Source organism: Mesorhizobium sp. M0166 (assembly GCF_040322255.1).
GTDB lineage: Bacteria > Pseudomonadota > Alphaproteobacteria > Rhizobiales > Rhizobiaceae > Mesorhizobium.
This window is the reverse complement of the sequence record NZ_JAMYTD010000012.1, coordinates 69,199-88,646: the sequence shown is the minus strand read 5'-3', so window position 1 is coordinate 88,646 and position 19,448 is coordinate 69,199. Positions and strand designations below refer to the sequence as shown.

The window sequence follows — 19,448 nt, the reverse complement described above, 5'->3', positions numbered from 1 at the left end:
GCGATACAAGTCAAATCTTCCATATTCAGCTTCACTCTTTCGTGCAAAGCGTAACTTTGCCGTTTTTTCTGGCCAGACAGCATCGACTGACGCCGCGGCAAGCACCCATTACACAAACGGCAGCAGGTAAATAGAGTTCGATGCTTGACCCTGCCGGCGGCATTACAGCCTGGATGATCGGCGAATTCAGTAAAATCATAGGTTGCGAAGCGTTACTGTTGCTCGCGAGCCGTCGCCGGTGCGGCGCGCCGTTCATTGAAATGGGGTAATGTATTTCCGTAGACCCAGCCATATCGGCCACTTGCCAAGCCGCGAAGGCAGTTGCATGAGATTGACCGGCACTGGCAGGGGTCATCGCAGCGACGGCGAGAACCGCGGCAGTCCGAGAAGAACATTCGTTATCCGCTCCTCCAGCCCGTCCCCTCGAGCCCCCACGACAATAGATCATAGCCCTTGAACCCGCGCTGCTCGGCGTGTTCATTCGCCATTCAAGTAGCTTCCACAGCGAGACGCAATGACCAAAACCCCAGTGTTTCCGACCGCCACGTTTCCGACCGCCACCCCGCCGCAACCGGAGAAGCGGCCGATCTTCGACACGCATCACGGCATGACGCGGACGGATGACTACGCCTGGCTGAGGGCCACCAATTGGCAAGAGATGTTCAGGGATCCGTCCCTGCTCGACGGCCAAATCCGCGCCAACCTCGAAGCCGAGAATGCTTACCAGGCGGCGCTGATGGCCGATACGCTCCAACTGCAGAAGCAGCTTTTCGCGGAAATGAAGGGACGCATCAAGGAAGACGATTCTTCCGTGCCGACGAAGGACGGGCCTTACGCCTACGGCTCCTCCTTCAAGCTTGGCGGCCAGCAGCCGCGTTATTTCCGCACGGCGCGTGACGGCGGCGACAAGCAGATCTTGCTCGACGGCGATGCCGAGGCCGAGGGCAAGCCGTATTTCCGCCTGGGCGGCGTCGATCATTCGGACGACCACAGCAAGCTGCTCTGGGCCTTCGACGACAAGGGTTCCGAATTCTACACGCTGCGCGTCCGCGATCTGGCCGGCGGCAACGATCTGGCGGACAGGGTCCCGGACACCGGCGGCGGCGGTGTGTGGGATGCCGGCAATGACGGTTTTTTCTACACCCGCCTAGACCCCAACCACCGTCCTTCCAAAGTGCTGTTCCATGCGCTTGGCGATGGTCCTGAAAACGACCGGCTGATCTACGAGGAGACCGATCCCGGCTTCTTCATGGATGTCGGCGGCACGCGCTCCAACGAGTGGATCATGATCGGCATCAACGACCATGAGACCTCGGAATACCGCATCATGAGCGCCAACGATCCGTTCGCCGCGCCGAAGCTGGTTGCGGCGCGCCAGACCGGCCTGCAGTACGAGCTCGAGGAAGGCGGCGACATCTTCTTCATCCTCACCAATGCCGACGGAGCCAAGGACTTCAAGATCATGACGGCGCCGGCCCATGATCCGGTGCGCGCCAACTGGCAGGAACTGGTGCCGCACGAAGCGGGACGGTTGATCCTGTCGGTGATCGGCTTCAAGGACCACATGGTCCGGCTCGAGCGCAGGGAAGGCCTGCCGCGCATCGTGGTGCGCGACCGCAGGAGCGGCGAGGAGCACCTGATCTCCTTCGACGAGGAAGCCTTCTCGCTCGGCCTGGCCGGCTCCTACGAATACGACACCGAGATCATGCGCTTTTCCTATTCGTCGATGACGACCCCGGCGCAGGTCTTCGATTATAACATGCGCACCCGCGAGCGCGTGCTGCTCAAGACCCAGGAAGTGCCGTCCGGCCATGACCCGGAACACTACGTCACACGCCGGCTGATGGCACCCGCCGCCGACGGCGAACTGGTGCCGATCTCGCTGCTCCATCACCGCGACACACCGCTCGACGGGTCGGCGCCTTGCCTGCTTTACGGCTACGGCTCGTATGGCATCACCGTGCCGGCCGCGTTCAACACCAATCTGTTTTCGCTGGTCGACCGCGGCTTTGTCTACGCGATAGCCCATGTTCGCGGCGGAAAGGACAAGGGCTATGGCTGGTACGACGATGGCAAGCGAGCGAACAAGATGAACACGTTCACCGATTTCATCGCGGTCGCCCAGCACCTCGTCGCCGAGCGCTACACGGCCCATGACCGCATTGTGGCACAGGGCGGTTCAGCCGGCGGCATGCTGATGGGCGCTGTCGCCAACATGGCACCGCAATGCTTCGGCGGCATCGTGGCAGAGGTTCCCTTCGTCGACGTGCTCACCACCATGCTCGACGCCAGCCTGCCGCTGACGCCGCCGGAATGGCCGGAATGGGGCAATCCGATCGCCTCGGCGGAGGATTACCAGACCATTGCCGCCTACTCGCCCTACGACAATGTCGCCGCACTCGACTATCCGCCGATCCTGGCGCTGGCCGGCCTGACCGACCCGCGCGTCACCTATTGGGAGCCGGCCAAATGGGTGGCACGGGTGCGCGACCGCAAGACAGGTGGGAATCCGGTGCTGTTCAAGATCAACATGGATTCAGGCCATGCCGGCGCGTCCGGCCGGTTCTCCAGGCTGGAGGAAATCGCCTTCACCTACGCGTTCGCGCTCAAGGTGACAGGCAAGGCCGAGCTTGCGGCGTGAAAACCCCGGGGGTGAGCGGTTATTGCCTTCCGCCCCGAGACGTGGCTTTCATTCGCGGTCAGACTTGCGGAGACGCCCACCAATGATCGATCTCACCACATTGATTGCGTATGTCGCGGTTGTGCTTGGCTTTGTCTTCATCCCGGGTCCTGCCACCCTTTTGACCGTGGCGCGGGCTACCAGTTCCGGAACCAGGGTTGGCATCGCGACCGGCGCGGGGATCGCGGTCGGCGACGTGGTTCACACCTTCATGGCGATCGTCGGCATTTCAGCGATCATCGCCACGTCGGCGGCGCTTTTCAGCATCGTGAAGTACATCGGCGCGGCCTACCTCATTTATCTCGGCATTCGCGCGATCATCGAGAAAACGCCTGCCTATCCGGCCGCCGGTGAACTTGCGATCCCCGCTACCAAAGCATTTCGGCAGGCTGTTTTGACCGAGGTTCTCAACCCCAAGACCGCGCTTTTCTTCCTTGCATTTCTTCCGCAGTTCGTGCGGCCTGAAAACGGATCGGTGATGCTTCAACTGGCGACTTTGGGCGTGATCTTTGTTCTGTTGGGCCTCGTCAGCACGGTGGTTTTCGCCGTGGGTGCGGGCGGCCTCGGCGCTTTCCTGCGCCGAAGCCCGACGGTGCTGAGATGGCAAGGCAAGGCTGTCGGCGGCATCTATTGCGCCTTGGGCATTCGGTTGGCGCTGCAACAGCGCTAGGGTCTCGACAGGCGACGCCGTATGAAGCTTCGGAAACTGAGCAGGCACAGCTGATTTTCCGCTCGCAATTGCGAAGGTCGCGCAGTACCCAGTGCGCGGCCTTTTTCACGGTCGCCGCCAACACTCAATCACCCAGGGATCTGCCATGTTGCTCGTCGATGTCTATCTCGACAAATCGCCCATCCAAGGCATCGGCGTCTTTGCCAAGAACCACATTCCCCGCGGCACGCTGGTCTGGAAGCTCGACACCAAATACGACCGCCGCATCGAGGTGGCGACCTACGAACGGGAAACCGGGCCGGTGAAAACCTATCTCGACCGCTACGCCTATCCGGACCGGCGCGACCCGAACTATATAGTCTTCGAAGCCGATGACGCGCGCTACATGAACCATGCCGACGACCCGAATTGCGACGTCTCGCAACCGGAGGAGACCTATGCCTTGCGCGACATTGAGCCCGGCGAGGAAATGACCTGCGACTACAATCACTTTTTCGAAACCGGCTTCGACTTTCTCGGCGACCGCTGACGCAACGGCCGTCAGCTCGCCGGCTTCTTGCGCGCCGGATAGCCGTTGGGGTGCGGCGGCACGGCTTTCAGATAGGCGGCGATCGCCGTGCGGTCCTCCGGGGTCAGCACGGCCATGTTCCGTTGCACGTCGACCATGGCGCCGCCGACCGTATCGAAATCCGGCGTGAAGCCGGTTTCGAGATAGTTGGCGATGTCGGCTTCGGACCAGTCGGCGATGCCGCCCTCGCCCGACGTGATGTTGGGCACGATGCCGCTGCCTTCGGCGGCGGCCGCACCTGCCAGCCATTGGCTCTTCGTGGTGCCGCCGGTAAGGTCCCGCGGCGTGTGGCATTCGCCGCAATGGCCCGGGCCTTCGACGAGATAGCGGCCTGCCAACACCGGATCCGATGTGCCGTCGGCGAAGGAAACGACCGGCTGGTCGCTCAGATAGAGCAGCTTCCACAGACCAAGACCGCGTCGGACGTTGAACGGAAATGCCAGCGAATTGGCGGGCGCCTTGCCGGCGACCGCGGGCAACGTCTTGAGGAATGCATAGAGATCGGCAATGTCGGCCGGCTTCATGCGCGCATAGGAAGTATAGGGAAACGCCGGATAGAGATGCTCGCCCGACGGCGACACGCCCTTCAGCATGGCGTTGGCAAAGTCCTCCACCGACCAGGCGCCGATGCCGTCCCTGGTATCTTGCGAGATGTTCGGCGGCACGAAGGTGCCGAATGGCGTCTTGAGTTCAAGGCCGCCGACCAGCTGAAGGCGGGCGTCGCCTTGCGAGCCGGGCTTGGCATGACAGGATGTGCAGCCGCCGGCGTAGAAGATGCGCTTGCCCCTGGCGGCGTCGCCAGGACCAAGGTCAGCCAGCGTTGCGGCATCGAGTCTGACCGGAGCCGACAGGAACCAGCCGGCAATCGCGGCCGCGCCGCCCAGAACGAGGGCGGCGCTGACAAGTTTCTTCAGCAAGCGCATTGCCCGCTATCAGCCTTTTTTCACCCTGTAGTTTTGATGACAGTTGCCGCAGCCGCCGCCGATGGTGTTGAACTGCGCCTTCAACGCGCCGGCGTCCGCAGGCGCTGCGGCGACCGCCGCCTTGACGTCGGCGAGGTACTTGCCTTCAGCAGTCTTGAAGCCGGCCATGTCCTGCCAGATTTTTGGGGACGCCGTGGTGTCGCCGGTGTCGCTGCCCGCCGGGAAAAGCGTGTCGACGCCGGCATGGAATTTCTCGGCATTGGCCTGCAGTGCCTGCAACGCCGTCAGCACCGAAGCTGCGTCGTAGGGCGTCTCGCCCTTGACCACTTTAGACAAGCCGGCGGCGATCTTGCCACGTTCCTTCATCAGGGCCTGCCTGTCAGCTACCGGGTCGGCAAATGCCGCCGGACCGGCGAAGGCGAGCATCGAGATGGCGAGGATAAGCTTTCTCATTCACTTAGCTCCATGTTGAAGGCAATTCATCAGGATGCGGTCCCACCCGGATGACAAACGGCAAGGATGGCTTAAAAATTCCGACGCTTCGCCTCACGCTTGCGTGAAATTTTTGCAGCTGTCGTTCTGATGCTGAAAAAAAAGCCCCGGTTCTGCCGGGGCTTTCTGGAACTGATCAGGCCTTTTCGTAGAGTTCGAGCACATAGTCCCAGTTGATGAGACTGTCGACGAAGGCTTCGAGATATTTCGGCCGGGCGTTGCGATAATCGATGTAATAGGAATGTTCCCAGACATCGACGCCGAGGATCGGCGTCGCACCATGGACGAGCGGGTTCTCGCCGTTCGGCGTCTTCGAGATCGCCAGCTTGCCGTCCTTGACCGAGACCCAAGCCCAGCCCGAGCCGAACTGGGTGGTGCCGGCGGCGATGAAGTCGGCCTTGAACTTGTCGTAGCCGCCAAGATCGCTGTCGACCGCCTTTTGCAATGCACCCGGCAGCTTGTTGCCGCCGCCCCCCTTCTTCATCCATTTCCAGAAATGGATATGATTGTAGTGCTGGGCGGCATTGTTGAAGAGCCCCGCATTCTTGCCGAAGGACTGTTTGACGGCTTCTTCGACCGACAAATCGCCCATGCCCGCCTCGGCGGCCAACTTGTTGCCGTTGTCGACATAGGCCTTGTGGTGCTTGTCGTGGTGATATTCCAGCGTTTCCTTGGACATGTAAGGCTGCAAAGCCTCGTAATCATAGGGCAAGGCGGGCAATTCAAAAGCCATCGGTCGTACTCCCTCGTGGAAAAATCCGGTGTCGCTACCGGACTAACATAGGACTGGATTGGTCTGGAACAACTCCGGAAACGAAGCGCCGGCCGCTTTTTAGCGGGTCAGCCGGGCGAAGTCGAATGCGCCCATTCCCAATAGAGTTCGCGCGCCTTCTTGGCCACCGGTCCGGGCTGCAGATTGCGATCCTCGATACGGGTGACCGGCACGACTTTCGAGTGGTTTCCGGTCGAGAAGATTTCGTCGGCCTCGAGAAAATCGCGGATCGACAGCGTCCTTTCCGTCGTCGTGAACCCGTATTCGCCCAGCAGGGCCATGGTGCGCGCGCGGGTAATGCCGGACAGGAAGGTGCCGTTCGGCGCCGGCGTCAGGACATGGCCGTCCTTGACCAGGAAAATATTCGAGGTGCCGGTCTCGGCGACGTTGCCCAGCATGTCGAGCACGAGCGCATTGTCGAAGCCGCGCATCTTGGCTTCGAGGATGGCTCGGCCGTTGTTGGGATAAAGGCAGCCGGCCTTGGCGTTGGTCGGCATGGTTTCGATGGTCGGGCGCCGGAACGGCGACACCGTCACCGAAAACCCAGCCGGCGAGATCATCGGCGATTCGTAGAGGCAAAGGCAGAAACGAGTCGAGGCCGGGTCGGCCGGCACGCCCATATAGCCGCCATGCTCGGCCCAATACATCGGCCTGATATAGACCGCCGTCTTGCCGTCGAACTTCTTCAGCCCGTCCCAGGTCAGGCCGACGATCTTTTCGGTGCTCATCGTCGGTTTCAGGCCGAGCGCGATCGCCGAGGCGTTTACCCGCGCTGCATGGCGATCGAGATCGGGAGCGACGCCCTCGAACCAGCGGGCGCCGTCGAACACGCTGGTGCCGAGCCACATGGCGTGGCTACGCGGCCCTAGAATGGCAACGTTGCCCTCGTACCAGTCGCCGTCGACGAAGGTCCATGTCGCGGATTGCGCCGCAGTCGCCAGTGTCATTGCCAGGTTCCGTCCGATGCTCGTTGCGGCGCATTGGAAGATGCTTTGGCGGCCGCCGTCAACCGGCTTGGCTGAGATTTGTTGAGGCCAGCGGGCGGGCAGGACTGCAATCAGCGCTTGCGCCTTGCCTTGCGCGGCCTCAAAACTGTCGGATGCAGTTCGCGGCTTACGTTTTCGACGCCTATGGCACGCTGTTCGACGTGCATGCGGCCGTGCGCCGTCACGCCGACCAGATCGGGCCGGACGGCCAGTTGCTGTCCGAGATCTGGCGCGCCAAGCAGCTGGAATATTCCTGGGTCAGGACGCTGATGGGGGCCTATGCCGACTTCTGGCAGCTCACCGAGCAGGCTCTCGACTTCGCTCTGCGCAAGGTTCCATCCGCGGATGCCGGGCTGAGGGCGAAGCTGCTCGAGGCGTATTGGCGGCTGGACTGCTATCCGGAGGTACCGGCCGTGCTCAAGGCGCTCAAGGCATCGGGGGCAAGGCTGGCTATCCTGTCCAACGGCTCGCCTGAAATGCTGGAGGCGGCCGTCAAGTCCGCCGCGCTCGACCAGGTCCTGGACGACATCTTTTCCGTCGACAGCGTCAGGCGCTTCAAAACCGATCCGTCGGTCTACGACATGGTCACCACTGGCTGGCGCCTCTATCCAGGCGCTGTCTCTTTCCAGTCATCCAACCGCTGGGACGTCGCCGGCGCCACCAAATTCGGCTTCAGGACGGTGTGGATCAACCGCGCCAATCAGCCTGAGGAATACCGGGATTTTCCACCGGCCCTGATCTTGCCGTCCCTCGAAGGCCTGGTTGCCGCGGGTTGACACCGGAAATGTTGCGTCGGCGCAACAGTGACGGTCCAGTCACAGCTTTGCCTTTGTTTGTCCACCCTGCGGCCAGAATTGGAACCGCCTATCGCGCCGGGCATTGCTCGAGCACCTGCGCGCAACCGAACGCATTTATGCTTTGTTGCGATTTGAGACTTAAAAAAGGCAATCATGTTCACACCCCTATCGTCCTCCCTGCGCCTGAGCCGTCGCGGTTTCCTCAACGCCGCAGCCCTTGGCGCCGCCTCGGTCGCGGTCTCCAGTTGCACTACGCTGTCGCAACAGCCGGTCGAGCCACCGCCGCCGACCTATGTCGAGCCGGCGCTCGGCGACTACGTGACGATGTATGGGCCGATGTCGGATGGCGGCTTCGAGCTACCGGCCATAGCGGTTGACAAGATCGACCCGCAGTTCCTGCGCCAGATCGTGGACGATCCGACCGGGCAGCAGCCGGGCACCATCGTCGTCGACACGACCAATCACTTCCTCTACCTGGTGCGCCCGGGCGGCCAGGCGATCCGCTATGGCGTTGGGCTCGGCCGCGCCGGCTTCGAATGGTCGGGCGATGCCGTGGTCCAATGGAAGCAGAAATGGCCGAAATGGACGCCGCCGGACGAAATGATAACGCGGCAGCCGGAGTTGAAGCCGTACAGCGCCGATAATGGCGGCATGCCGGGCGGGCTCAAGAACCCGCTTGGCGCACGGGCGCTTTATCTGTTCCAGGGTAACCAGGACACGCTCTACCGCCTGCACGGTTCGCCCGAATGGCGATCGATCGGCAAATCGGTGTCGTCGGGCTGTGTTCGCCTGATGAACCAGGACATTATCGATCTCTATGACCGTGTGCCGAACAAGACCCCGGTCGTGGTGACGGCCGATATCGGCCAGCCGATGATGGCGACAGCAAACCGCAAAGCCATTCCGATCGACGCCGGCGTCCCGGAAGGATCAATCCTGCTCGGCCCGATAAAATCGATCACAAACTCGATCTTCTGAGCTGATCGAAAGCACAGGGGCGGCGGGCTTTCGCCGCTCTGGACCGCGCCTAGAAAGGTGCGTGCGCTGATCGACATCCTCATCGAGCGGTTCGGCGCCCGTTGAGCGTAATCGCTGCAATGGGTGGCGATCACGGCGGTACCGCGAGAAAGCGGATTCAACCCATGATCGATCATTCGTAAGCGCGTCTCCAAACCTGACGTTCGCGCTATGCGTGATGCCGGCCCGTTCTGGTCGTTGAGAAAATGCATGTCCGAACGGTTACTTCTGGCATAACGGCCGTCGGTTGCCCTCCAAATTTTCTGCTGTGCTTGATGCCAAGACAGCATTTGCCAAACTCGGTGGTCTGATGCTCCTTACCGCCCCCTGGCCAAACTGCCCAGAATACCCCGTACGATCGCCCGTCCGACCGACGAGCCGACCGAGCGCACCACCGATTTGATCGCCGCCTCCGCCACCGTCTGGCGGTTGGAGGGCCGCGGCGCGCGGCGGCCACCAGATGGCTGAGAATCGTCATTGCCGAAGCCGGGAATGGTCCATCGCGAACGGCCGCTCTCCTGCTGCTGGGCTTGCGCCTCCTGGGCGTCCTTGGCCTTTTTCTGCAGCATCTCGAAAGCCGATTCGCGGTCGATGGTCTGGTCGTACTGTCCCGCTACCGGGCTCTCAGTGATCAGCTTGCGGCGCTCTTCGGGCGTGATCGGACCAAGGCGCGAGGACGGCGGGCGGATCAGTGTCCGCTGCACCATGGACGGCACGCCCGTGGCTTCCAGCGTCGAGACAAGCGCCTCGCCGGTGCCGAGCTGCGTGATCACGGTTGCGCAGTCGAAATCGGGATTGGGCCTGAACGTCTCGGCCGCCGTCTTGACGGCCTTCTGTTCGCGCGGCGTATAGGCACGAAGTGCGTGCTGTACGCGGTTGCCGAGCTGGGCCAGCACCGTTTCAGGGATATCCAGCGGATTTTGCGTGACGAAATAAACGCCGACGCCTTTCGACCGGATCAGTCGCACCACCTGCTCGACGCGGTCGACCAGCACTTTCGGCGCATCGTCGAACAGAAGATGGGCCTCGTCGAAGAAGAAGACCAGCTTCGGCTTGTCCGGGTCGCCGACTTCCGGCAGTTCCTCGAACAGTTCCGACATCAGCCACAGAAGGAACGTCGCATAGAGCCTGGGATTCATCATCAGCTTGTCGGCGGCGAGCACGCTGATGGCGCCGCGTCCATCGCGCGTGGTGCGCATGATGTCGGCGATCCGCAATGCCGGCTCGCCGAAGAAATTGGCCGCGCCCTGCTGCTCCAGAACCAGCAGCGTGCGCTGGATGGCGCCGACCGAAGGTTTGGTCACATTGCCATAGCGGGCGCCGATCTCTTCGGCGCGGTCGGCGATATTGGCAAGCAGTGACTGCAGGTCCTTCAAATCGAGCAGCAGAAGGCCTTCCTCGTCGGCGATGCGGAAGGCGATGTTCATGATGCCTTCCTGCGCCTCGGAAAGGTTCATCAACCGCGACAGAAGCAGCGGCCCCATCTCCGAGATGGTGGCGCGGATAGGGTGGCCCTGCTCGCCGAACAGATCCCAGAAGATGACCGGGAATTCCTGGAATTTATAGGGATCGAGCTTGACCTGTTCGGCCCGCTTGGCCAGGAAATCCTGCGCTGTGCCCATCATGGCGATACCCGACAGGTCGCCCTTGATGTCGGCGCAGAATACCGGCACGCCGGCATTGGAGAAACCCTCGGCCAATATCTGCAGGGTCACCGTCTTGCCGGTGCCGGTCGCGCCGGTGACCAGGCCGTGACGATTGCCATACTGCAGCAAAAGCTGTTCGGGCCGCTGATAGCTGTCGTCCGGCTTGCGGCTGGCTCCCATGAAGATACTGGTGTCGTCGGCCATGTGTCCGGTCTCCGCAAACCTATAGGGTTGAATGCCCTGATCCCTTGAAGAAAGGGAGCCCCGCCGCAGGTATAGTGAGGCCATTGCGCAGCGACAATGGGCGTCGTCGAAAATGGCTTTTGGAGCTTGCGGAACCTGCCCATGTTTGGCAATCGGTTGATGGTCACAATCACGGAAGGCGTGTTGCACGGCATGTGTGCTGCATTGTGATATCGAGCCGGGGACCGTAGACTGACATAGTCGGCCGCTGCGGCCGCTAGAACGAGGAGAACCGATGGGCGCCGGTGCCTTGACCCAGGATGCCGACCTTCCGAACGCCGACCGGCAACGGTGGCTGGCGTTGGCAGAGAAGGCGCTGGCCGGCGGGTCCTTCGAGGAAAAGCTCGTCTCGCATACGGACGACGCCATCCGCATCGAGCCGCTCTACGAGCGTTCGGTAACCGCCGAGCCTGTCGTGCGCGCCAACCCGGGATCACCGTGGATCGTCAGCCAGCGTATCGACGATCCGGATATAGGCCGGGCCGGTGCGCAGGCGCTGGAAGACGTCGCGCAGGGTGCTACCGGACTTTCGCTTGTCTTCGAGGGTGCGCCGAACGCCTTCGGCTACGGCTTGCCGAGGACGGCGGAGGCGCTGGAGGGCGTGCTCGACGGCGTGCCGCTCAACCGCATCCAGATCCGCATCGACGCCCATCCCTGGAGCCGTGCCGTGGCCGACTGGTTGGTGGCGTTTTTGACCAAGCGCCGCTCCGACCCGGCAAAGCTTAACCTCTCCTTCGGCATCGATCCGGCGGCGATCTTTGCCGGGACCGGCCGGCTGCGCATGTCGATCGAGGCTTTGCAGGCTTCGATGCCGCAGTCGCTGGCGCATTTCTTTTCGATGGGGGTGCCCGGCGTGCTGCTGGAAGCCGACGGGCGGGTGTTCCACAATGCCGGCGCCACCGAGGCGCAGGAGCTTGGCACCATGCTGGCCTCGGCCGTCTCCTATCTGAGGCTGTTCGAGAAGGCGCGCCAGCCGCTCGTCTATGCGGCGCCGCATATCGGTTTTGCGCTGAGCGTCGACCAGGACCAGTTCGTGTCGATGGCCAAGGTCAGGGCGTTGCGCAGGCTGTGGGCGCGTGTCCAGGAGGCCTGCTCGATACCGCCCTCCACCGCCAGCATCCATGCCGAAACCTCCTTCCGGATGATGACGGCGGCCGACCCGGAAACCAACATCCTGCGCACCACCATCGCCGCTTTTGCGGCTGCCGCCGGCGGCGCGGATTCGATCGCCATCCTGCCGCACACGATCGCGCACGGCCTGCCTGCCGGTTTTGCCCGCCGCGTTGCCCGCAACGCGCAATTGATCATGGCCAATGAAAGCCACATCGACCACGTCGCCGATCCGGTTTGCGGTTCGGGCGCTGTCGAAGCGCTGACTGCGGAGCTCTGCGCGGCGGCCTGGCAGGAGTTCCAACAGATCGAGGCGGAAGGTGGCGTGCTGTCCAGCCTTGAGCAAGGCGATATCCAGAAACGCGTCCGGGCAGCTTCCGCCCGCCGCAACGCTGCCTACCAGGCGGGCGAACGGGCGATGATCGGCACGACGCTGCACCCACCGAAAACCGAGCGTCCTGTCGAGGCACTGGCGGCGGAGCGGCGGCCAGCCTTCACCGAAGGCGTTGCGGTGTGCGAGCCGCTGTTTCCGATCCGCATCGATCAGTCGATCGGAGCCGCACCATGATCCCGGATTTCAGCCAGATCGGCTGGTCGCCGCCACGGCGGGTACCGCTCGAGGTCAAAGGCCAGCGGATGACGCCGGAAGGCATCGCCGTCAAGCATCTCTACAACCAGGGCGATCTCAAGGGCTTGCCGCATCTCGATACCTATCCGGGCCTGCCGCCCTTCGTGCGCGGCCCCTATCCGACGATGTATGTCCAGCAACCCTGGACGATCCGGCAATATGCCGGCTTCTCGACGGCCGAAGAGTCCAACGCCTTCTACCGGCGCAACCTTGCCGCCGGCCAGAAAGGCCTGTCGGTCGCCTTCGATCTCGCCACGCATCGCGGCTACGACAGCGACCATCCGCGCGTCGCCGGTGATGTCGGCATGGCCGGCGTCGCCATCGATTCCATTCTCGACATGCGCCAGCTGTTCGACGGCATCCCGCTTAACGAGATGACGGTATCGATGACGATGAACGGCGCGGTGCTGCCGATCATGGCCCTCTATATCGTGGCGGCGGAGGAACAGGGCGTCGCGCAGAAGGATCTCGCCGGGACCATTCAGAACGACATCCTGAAAGAGTTCATGGTGCGCAACACCTACATCTATCCGCCGAAACCTTCGATGCGGATCGTGTCGGACATTTTTTCCTACACGTCGAAGCACATGCCGAAGTTCAATTCGATCTCGATCTCCGGCTACCACATGCAGGAGGCGGGAGCGACGGCGGACCTCGAACTCGCCTACACGATCGCCGACGGTATCGAATATGCGCGCGCCGGCGTCGCGGCCGGCCTCGACATCGATCGTTTCGCGCCGCGCCTTTCCTTCTTCTGGGCGATCGGCATGAATTTCTTCATGGAAGTCGCCAAGCTGAGAGCAGCCCGCCTTTTGTGGGCCAGCCTGATGCTGAAGAACTTTTCGCCTAAGGACGATCGCTCGCTGTCGCTGCGCACCCATTGCCAGACTTCGGGCTGGTCGCTGACGGCGCAGGACCCCTACAACAACATCATCCGCACCATGATCGAGGCGATGGCCGCCACTCAAGGGCAAACGCAGTCGCTGCACACCAATTCCTTCGACGAGGCAATGGCGCTGCCGACCGACCATTCGGCCCGCATCGCCCGCAACACACAGCTCATCCTGCAGAAAGAGTCCGGCACGACGCGCATCATCGACCCGTGGGGCGGCGCTGCCTATGTCGAACGGCTGACGCATGATCTGGCGGCGCGCGCGCTTGCGCATATCGAGGAGGTCGAGGACCTCGGCGGCATGGCCGCGGCGATCGAAAAGGGCCTACCGAAGCTGCGCATCGAAGAGGCTGCCGCGCGCACCCAGGCGCGCATCGATTCCGGCGAACAGATCGTGGTCGGCGTCAATGCCCACCGCCCGGAGACGGACATCGAGGTCGACGTGCTGAGGATCGACAATGCCGAAGTCAGGGCGCGGCAATTGTCGAAGCTGCAGCGGCTGAAAGGCACGCGTGACGTCGCCGCCGTCGAGAGCGCGCTCGATGCGCTGACCCGTGCTGCTGGCAGTAACGGAAACCTGCTGGAATTCGCCATCCGGGCCGCACGCGCCAACGCCACGGTCGGCGAGATTTCGTTGGCGCTGGAAAAGGTTTTCGGCCGCCATGTCGCCTCGGTGCAGACGATCTCCGGCGTCTATCGGAACGCGCTCGGCGACAATCCAGTCGTCGACCGGCTGCAGGACAAGATCGTAGCGTTCGAGGAGAAGTCCGGCGGCAAGCCGCGCATTCTGGTCGCCAAGATGGGGCAAGACGGCCATGATCGCGGTCAGAAAGTGATCGCCACCGCCTTTGCCGACCTCGGCTTCGACGTCACCGTCGGGCCGATGTTCCAGACGCCGGACGAGATCGCCAGGCTGGCGGTCGAGCATGACGTGCACATCGTCGGCGCCTCGTCGCTGGCAGCAGGCCATTTGACGCTTATTCCCGAACTCAAGCAGGCGCTGAAGAAGCTCGGCCGCGACGACATGCTGATCGTCGCCGGCGGCGTCATCCCGCCGCAGGATTACGACGCAGTCCGGCAGGCAGGCGCCACTGAAATCTTCCCGCCCGGCACGGTCATCCCGGAAGCGGCGGACCGGCTGATGAATCGCCTGCTGCAGGCCGGCTGACGCTTTGTTGTAATGTCTGTTGTAACGAGAAACACGCAGAGTTATAATCAGCGTTGCAACAGGATGTCTCACCATGAACACGACCATTCGCAAGATCGGCAATTCCGAAGGCGTGATCCTGCCGAAGGAAATTCTCGATCGTCTGAACCTGAAGGCCGGCGATCAGCTTCAAATCGTTGAAACAGGTGACGGTCTTGCGCTGAAGCCGGTGGACTACAGCTTCGAGCGGCAAATGAATGCTGCCCGCGAGGTGATGGACAAATACAAGGTAGCGCTTCAGAAGCTCGCCGAATGAGCTGGGAGTTTCTGACGCGGCGTGCAGTCGAAGCGATGCACGCGGAACAGTTGCACCGACACGGCGGAGCACAAGGGTTGAGGGATGAAAATGCCCTTGAATCGGCGCTCGCACGCGCCGAGAACAAGGCCAACTACGGAGACCCGTCGGTTGAAGAACTCGCAGCCGCCTACGTCTTCGGCATTGCCAGAAATCATGCCTTTGTCGACGGCAACAAACGCACGGCCATTGTCGCTGCCGGCGCATTTCTGATTGTGAATGGTTATGCCCTGTCGGCCAATGACGGCACGCTTTACGAATTCGTCATGGGCGTCGCCGCCGGCGAAATCGAGGAGGCCGGCGCCGCGGCGTTCTTCCGCGATCATGTCATCAAGCTCGAAGACTAATTGTCGGAGAGCTTGACGATCTCCCATTCCTTGCCATTGACCACGGCAACTTCGCCGACCTTCTTGCCGAACAGCGCCATCGCCATCGGCGACATATGGGAAATTGTCCCCTTGGCCGGATTGGCTTCGTCCTCGCCGACGATCTTCCAGTGCACCTTCTTGCCGTCGTCGCTTTCCAGGGTGACGCCCATACCGAAGCGAACCATGTCGCTGCCCGGTTCCGGCACCGAAAGCTCGGCGCTTTCACGCCGCGCCGTCCAATAGCGGAGATCACGCGACACCAGCGCGATCCGCTCGCGGTCGGCCCGCTTTTCGGCTCTGCCCAGTTCGTCGCGCAGAGCGGCCACCTCCGCATCGATCAGCGCCAGGCCGCGTTCCGTCACCAGATTGCGGTGATGGCTGATCGGCCGCTCGCCGATGCCGGCGATGGCGTTTTCGCTGTCTTCCTCGCGGGTGAAGGCCCTGCTCATCTATCGAACTTATGCCTGACGCGACGACTCCACAAGCCGTAGCCGGCGAACCGACGTCGGGGCCGGTCCGGGCCGAGCCTGTCTGGCACGAATCCTGCGGCGCGACCGTTGAACGCAAGGAATCTGTGCCGATGTTGAACAGACGAACGCTGCTTGCGCAGACCGCCGGCTTTGCCGTCATGGGGCTTTCGCTCGGCAAGGCCGCGGCGAAAAACCTGCCCGGCATCGAGAAAGCCGCGATGCGTGGCGCGATCAACGCGACCGAGCTCGGCGTTCGGCCCGGCGCGCTTGACGACCAGAGCAAGGCTTTCACCAAGCCGCTGCGCGACGCGCACGACCGCGACGTGCCGGTGTTCCTGCCGCCGGGGATCTATATCGTTTCCAATCTGTCGCTGCCCGGCCGGGTACGCCTGTCCGGCGTGCCGGGCGCGTCGCGGATCGTCTACGGCGGCAATGGCCATCTCATCATGGCCGAACAGGCCGAGCATATCGAACTCAGCGGGTTGGTGTTCGATGGCAGCAACCGCTCGATGGGCGACTACACACAAGGCCTGCTCGATCTGCGCCGCATCGTCCATCTGGTCGTCGACGATTGCCAGATTACCGGCAGCGGCAAGAACGGTCTGGCGCTCGAGCATGCCTCGGGCCGCATCGAGCGTTCGGAGATATCCGGTGCAGCCGACGCCGGCATCTATTCGGTGGAGGCCGATGGCCTGGAAATATCAGGCAATAGCGTCTCCGACTGCGCCAATGGCGGCATCCTCGTGCACCGCTGGCAGGCAGCGGAAGACGGCACCATCGTCAGCGGCAACCGCATCGAACGCATCCAGGCGCGCAGCGGCGGAACCGGCCAGAACGGCAATGGCATCAATGCCTTCCGCGCCGGCAATGTCATCATCTCTGGCAATATTGTTTCGGACTGCGCGTTTTCGGCGATCCGCGCCAACAGTGCCAGCAATTTGCAGATCACCGGCAATACCTGCTCGCGCTCGGGCGAAACGGCCGTGTATTCGGAATTCTCATTCGAAGGAGCGGTCATCGGAAACAACATCGTTGATGGCGCCGCCAACGGCATTTCGATCGTCAATTTCAACGAGGGCGGCCGCATGGGCGTCTGCTCCGGCAACATCGTCCGCAATCTTTCGACCAGCGGCCCCTACCCTGCCGATGCGCCCGGTTTCGGCGTCGGCATCAGCGTCGAGGCAGACACCACAGTTTCCGGCAATGTCGTCGAGAATGCGCCGCTCTACGGCATGCAGATCGGCTGGGGACCGTTCATGCGCAATGTGGTCGCCACGGGAAACGTCATCCGCAAGGCGGGGACCGGTATCGTCGTCACCGTGGTCGAAGGTGCCGGAACGGCAATCATCTCCGACAATGTCATCGACGGGGTCCAGAACGGCGCGATCGTCGGCCAGCGCTGGGCCGAGCCAGTAACCGGCGACCTCGCCGCGTCAGGCAATGCCGGCTATGCGCATCTGACCGTCGAGCGCAACCACGTCAGTTGAGGGCGGCCGTGGGCCGGAGCGCGCCGACTTTGGCGGCGATCCGGCTTTCGATAGGCGGATTTGCCTGTTCGGTCAGTTTTGCCGCGAGCGCGTGGTTGGCGTGCAAAAGCTTTGCCAGCACGGCCGCGACCATCACTTCAGCGGCGCGGCCAGCGCCGTCGTCACATTTCAGCGCGATGCCAAGGCCAAGCTCCGGAAGGGCGGCGCAAAAAACACCTTCGGCGCCTCCCTTGACGAAAATCCGGCCCGGCGCTGCCTCCATCATCGCGACATCGGACCTGCCCGTGCCGGCGACGAAAAACGGCTCGGCCATGCAGGCGGAAAGCAGCCGCTCCGCCGCCCGGGCGCGCACCGGCTCGAAGCCGGCACCTGTCGCCATGCGGGCAAAGCCAAGGGCAAAGCTGCGCAGCGGCACGGCGTAGGTCGGAATCGAGCAGCCGTCGGTGCCGCGGTGATCGGCGTCATGGGCAGCACCAGTCACCGCCTGCATCGCTTCGCGCACCATCTCCTGCGACGCATGGCCAGCCTTGACGTAACCGCGATGGGCGATGCCGCTGTGAACGCAGGTGCATAGGAAGCCTGAGTGCTTGCCGGAACAATTGTTGTGCAGCGCGTTCGGCACGTTGCCGGCGCGGGCAAGTGCCAGCGTCGCCCCATGGCTCGACGGCCAATGCGCGCCGCATTCGAGTGCCGTCTCGTCGAGGCCGGCCTTCGCCAGCATGGCCCGCGCGAGCTCGACATGTGGCGGTTCGCCGGAATGCGAGGCGCAGGCCAGCGCCAGCTCCCGATCACCGAAGCCGTAGGCATCGGCAGCGCCGCTCTCGACCAGCGGCAACGCCTGGATCGCCTTGACCGCCGATCGCGGGAACACCGGCTGTGCCGTGTCGCCGATCTCCCAGACAGCCTTGCCGTCGGTATCGAATACGGCAACAGCGCCGCGATGCGCGCTCTCGACGATTGCGCCGCGCAAGACTTCGACCAGAACCGGATTTGTCATGTCACCTCCCGCAATGCGGGCGGGTTTATCTGATCCGGTCGAGAATGGAAACGTAGTTGGCGACCGCAGCACCACCCATGTTGAAGATGCCGCCGAGCTTTGCTCCCGGCACCTGGATGCCGCCCGCCTCGCCGACGAGCTGCATGGCGCTCAGCACATGCATCGATACACCGGTGGCGCCGATCGGATGGCCCTTGGCCTTCAGCCCGCCCGACGGATTGACCGGCAGCCTTCCATCTTTCGCCGTCTCGCCATCCAGGGCCAGCTTGGCGCCCTCGCCCGGCCTGGCCAGGCCCATGGCCTCATACTCGATCAGTTCGGCGATGGTGAAACAGTCATGCGTCTCGACGAAGGACAGGTCGCCGAGCGTCACGCCCGCCTGCTTCAGCGCCTGGTTCCAGGCCTGCTCGCAGCCTTCGAAGGCGAGAATGTCGCGCTTCGACATCGGCAGGAAATCCTGCACATGCTCATTGGCGCGGAAGGCGACGGCGCGGCGCATCTTCAGCGCCGTGGCCGTGTCGGCAAGGACAAGCGCGGCGGCGCCGTCCGACACCAGCGAGCAGTCTGTGCGCTTCAGCGGACCGGCGACGAACGGGTTCTTCTCGCTTTCCTGCCGGCAGAACTCGTAGCCGAAATCCTTGCGCATCTGCGCGTAGGGATTGTCGACGCCGTTCTTGTGGTTCTTGGCGGCGATCATCGCCAGCGCATCCGACTGGTCGCCGTAGCGCTGGAAATAGGCTTGGGCGATCTTGCCGAAGACGCCGGCGAAGCCTGCCGGCGTGTCACCGTCCTCCGGCAGATACGAGGCCTTGAGCAGGTTCTTGCCGATCTCGGGACCGGGAGTCGTCGTCATCTGCTCGGCGCCGACCACCAGCACGATACGGGCGGCATTGGCGTCGATGGCGCGGATGCCTTGCCTGACCGCCGCCGAGCCGGTGGCGCAGGCGTTCTCGACGCGGGTCGCCGGCTTGAAGCGCAGCCGGTCGTCGGCCTGGAGGACCAGGCTCGCGGTGAAATCCTGGGCGGAAAACCCGGCGTTGAAGTGGCCGAGCACGATCTCGTCGACGTCATCTGGACCGATGCCGGCATGATCGAGCGCCTCGACTGCCACCTTGGTGATCAGGCCCTCCAACGTCTCGCCTTCGAGCTTGCCGAAGCGCGAATGCGCCCAACCGACGATGCATGCTGTCATGGCGATCT

At 63.0% G+C, this 19,448-nt stretch carries 18 protein-coding genes; 10 read left to right on the top strand and 8 right to left on the bottom strand.

Features of this window, described 5'->3' with window-relative positions:
- Positions 1 to 514 precede the first annotated feature (514 nt).
- From NKJ46_RS15675 to NKJ46_RS15665, 3 genes are all read left to right on the top strand, one after another.
- On the top strand, positions 515 to 2,641 hold the full coding sequence (locus tag NKJ46_RS15675) for a S9 family peptidase (RefSeq protein WP_352665879.1): 2,127 nt from the start codon (positions 515 to 517) through the stop codon (positions 2,639 to 2,641).
- Between the two features lie 82 nt (positions 2,642 to 2,723).
- On the top strand, positions 2,724 to 3,350 hold the full coding sequence (locus NKJ46_RS15670) for a LysE family translocator (RefSeq protein ID WP_352665878.1): 627 nt from the start codon (positions 2,724 to 2,726) through the stop codon (positions 3,348 to 3,350).
- A gap of 145 nt (positions 3,351 to 3,495) precedes the next feature.
- On the top strand, positions 3,496 to 3,879 hold the full coding sequence (locus NKJ46_RS15665; protein ID WP_352665877.1) for an SET domain-containing protein: 384 nt from the start codon (positions 3,496 to 3,498) through the stop codon (positions 3,877 to 3,879).
- Positions 3,880 to 3,890: 11 nt separating this feature from the next.
- Here NKJ46_RS15665 and NKJ46_RS15660 read toward each other — a convergent pair whose 3' ends face one another.
- From NKJ46_RS15660 to NKJ46_RS15645, 4 genes are all read right to left on the bottom strand, one after another.
- Positions 3,891 to 4,841, bottom strand: a complete 951-nt coding sequence (locus NKJ46_RS15660; protein WP_352665876.1) for a cytochrome c — start codon at positions 4,839 to 4,841, stop codon at positions 3,891 to 3,893.
- Between the two features lie 9 nt (positions 4,842 to 4,850).
- Positions 4,851 to 5,294 (bottom strand): c-type cytochrome, encoded by a 444-nt coding sequence (locus NKJ46_RS15655; protein ID WP_352665875.1) that lies wholly within the window; start codon positions 5,292 to 5,294, stop codon positions 4,851 to 4,853.
- Positions 5,295 to 5,469: 175 nt separating this feature from the next.
- On the bottom strand, positions 5,470 to 6,066 hold the full coding sequence (locus NKJ46_RS15650; protein ID WP_023677850.1) for a superoxide dismutase: 597 nt from the start codon (positions 6,064 to 6,066) through the stop codon (positions 5,470 to 5,472).
- 107 nt (positions 6,067 to 6,173) lie between these two features.
- The gene (locus tag NKJ46_RS15645; RefSeq protein ID WP_352665874.1) at positions 6,174 to 7,052 is read right to left on the bottom strand and encodes a branched-chain amino acid aminotransferase; all 879 of its coding nucleotides are present in this window, start codon (positions 7,050 to 7,052) and stop codon (positions 6,174 to 6,176) included.
- A 152-nt stretch (positions 7,053 to 7,204) separates the two neighbouring features.
- Here NKJ46_RS15645 and NKJ46_RS15640 point away from each other — a divergent pair, with 152 nt between their 5' ends.
- Positions 7,205 to 7,867, top strand: a complete 663-nt coding sequence (locus tag NKJ46_RS15640; protein WP_352665873.1) for a haloacid dehalogenase type II — start codon at positions 7,205 to 7,207, stop codon at positions 7,865 to 7,867.
- A gap of 174 nt (positions 7,868 to 8,041) precedes the next feature.
- A complete protein-coding gene (locus tag NKJ46_RS15635) occupies positions 8,042 to 8,866 on the top strand; it encodes a L,D-transpeptidase (RefSeq protein WP_352665872.1) in 825 nt (274 codons plus the stop codon).
- A 356-nt stretch (positions 8,867 to 9,222) separates the two neighbouring features.
- Here the strand turns inward: NKJ46_RS15635 and NKJ46_RS15630 are convergent, their stop codons facing one another.
- Positions 9,223 to 10,755: a helicase HerA-like C-terminal domain-containing protein gene (locus tag NKJ46_RS15630; protein ID WP_352665871.1), complete on the bottom strand. Its 1,533-nt coding sequence runs from the start codon at positions 10,753 to 10,755 to the stop codon at positions 9,223 to 9,225.
- Positions 10,756 to 11,029: 274 nt separating this feature from the next.
- Here NKJ46_RS15630 and NKJ46_RS15625 point away from each other — a divergent pair, with 274 nt between their 5' ends.
- From NKJ46_RS15625 to NKJ46_RS15610, 4 genes are all read left to right on the top strand, one after another.
- Positions 11,030 to 12,472, top strand: coding sequence for a methylmalonyl-CoA mutase family protein (locus NKJ46_RS15625; protein WP_352665870.1), 1,443 nt, complete (start codon positions 11,030 to 11,032; stop codon positions 12,470 to 12,472).
- The gene (gene scpA, locus NKJ46_RS15620; RefSeq protein ID WP_352665869.1) at positions 12,469 to 14,592 is read left to right on the top strand and encodes a methylmalonyl-CoA mutase; all 2,124 of its coding nucleotides are present in this window, start codon (positions 12,469 to 12,471) and stop codon (positions 14,590 to 14,592) included. Before NKJ46_RS15625 ends, scpA begins: the two co-directional genes overlap by 4 nt.
- A gap of 73 nt (positions 14,593 to 14,665) precedes the next feature.
- Positions 14,666 to 14,887, top strand: coding sequence for an AbrB/MazE/SpoVT family DNA-binding domain-containing protein (locus NKJ46_RS15615; RefSeq protein ID WP_352665868.1), 222 nt, complete (start codon positions 14,666 to 14,668; stop codon positions 14,885 to 14,887).
- Positions 14,884 to 15,273, top strand: coding sequence for a type II toxin-antitoxin system death-on-curing family toxin (locus tag NKJ46_RS15610; protein ID WP_352665867.1), 390 nt, complete (start codon positions 14,884 to 14,886; stop codon positions 15,271 to 15,273). The genes NKJ46_RS15615 and NKJ46_RS15610 overlap by 4 nt, the downstream gene beginning before the upstream one ends.
- Here NKJ46_RS15610 and NKJ46_RS15605 read toward each other — a convergent pair.
- The gene (locus NKJ46_RS15605) at positions 15,270 to 15,743 is read right to left on the bottom strand and encodes a GreA/GreB family elongation factor (RefSeq protein WP_352665866.1); all 474 of its coding nucleotides are present in this window, start codon (positions 15,741 to 15,743) and stop codon (positions 15,270 to 15,272) included. The genes NKJ46_RS15610 and NKJ46_RS15605 overlap by 4 nt on opposite strands.
- A 131-nt stretch (positions 15,744 to 15,874) precedes the next feature.
- On the opposite strand from NKJ46_RS15605, the gene NKJ46_RS15600 reads away from it, so the two are divergent.
- On the top strand, positions 15,875 to 17,251 hold the full coding sequence (locus tag NKJ46_RS15600; RefSeq protein ID WP_352665865.1) for a TIGR03808 family TAT-translocated repetitive protein: 1,377 nt from the start codon (positions 15,875 to 15,877) through the stop codon (positions 17,249 to 17,251).
- Here NKJ46_RS15600 and NKJ46_RS15595 read toward each other — a convergent pair.
- On the bottom strand, positions 17,244 to 18,248 hold the full coding sequence (locus NKJ46_RS15595) for an asparaginase (protein WP_352665864.1): 1,005 nt from the start codon (positions 18,246 to 18,248) through the stop codon (positions 17,244 to 17,246). The genes NKJ46_RS15600 and NKJ46_RS15595 overlap by 8 nt on opposite strands.
- Positions 18,249 to 18,273: 25 nt before the next feature.
- Positions 18,274 to 19,440: an acetyl-CoA acetyltransferase gene (locus NKJ46_RS15590; RefSeq protein WP_352665863.1), complete on the bottom strand. Its 1,167-nt coding sequence runs from the start codon at positions 19,438 to 19,440 to the stop codon at positions 18,274 to 18,276.
- Positions 19,441 to 19,448: the final 8 nt, after the last annotated feature.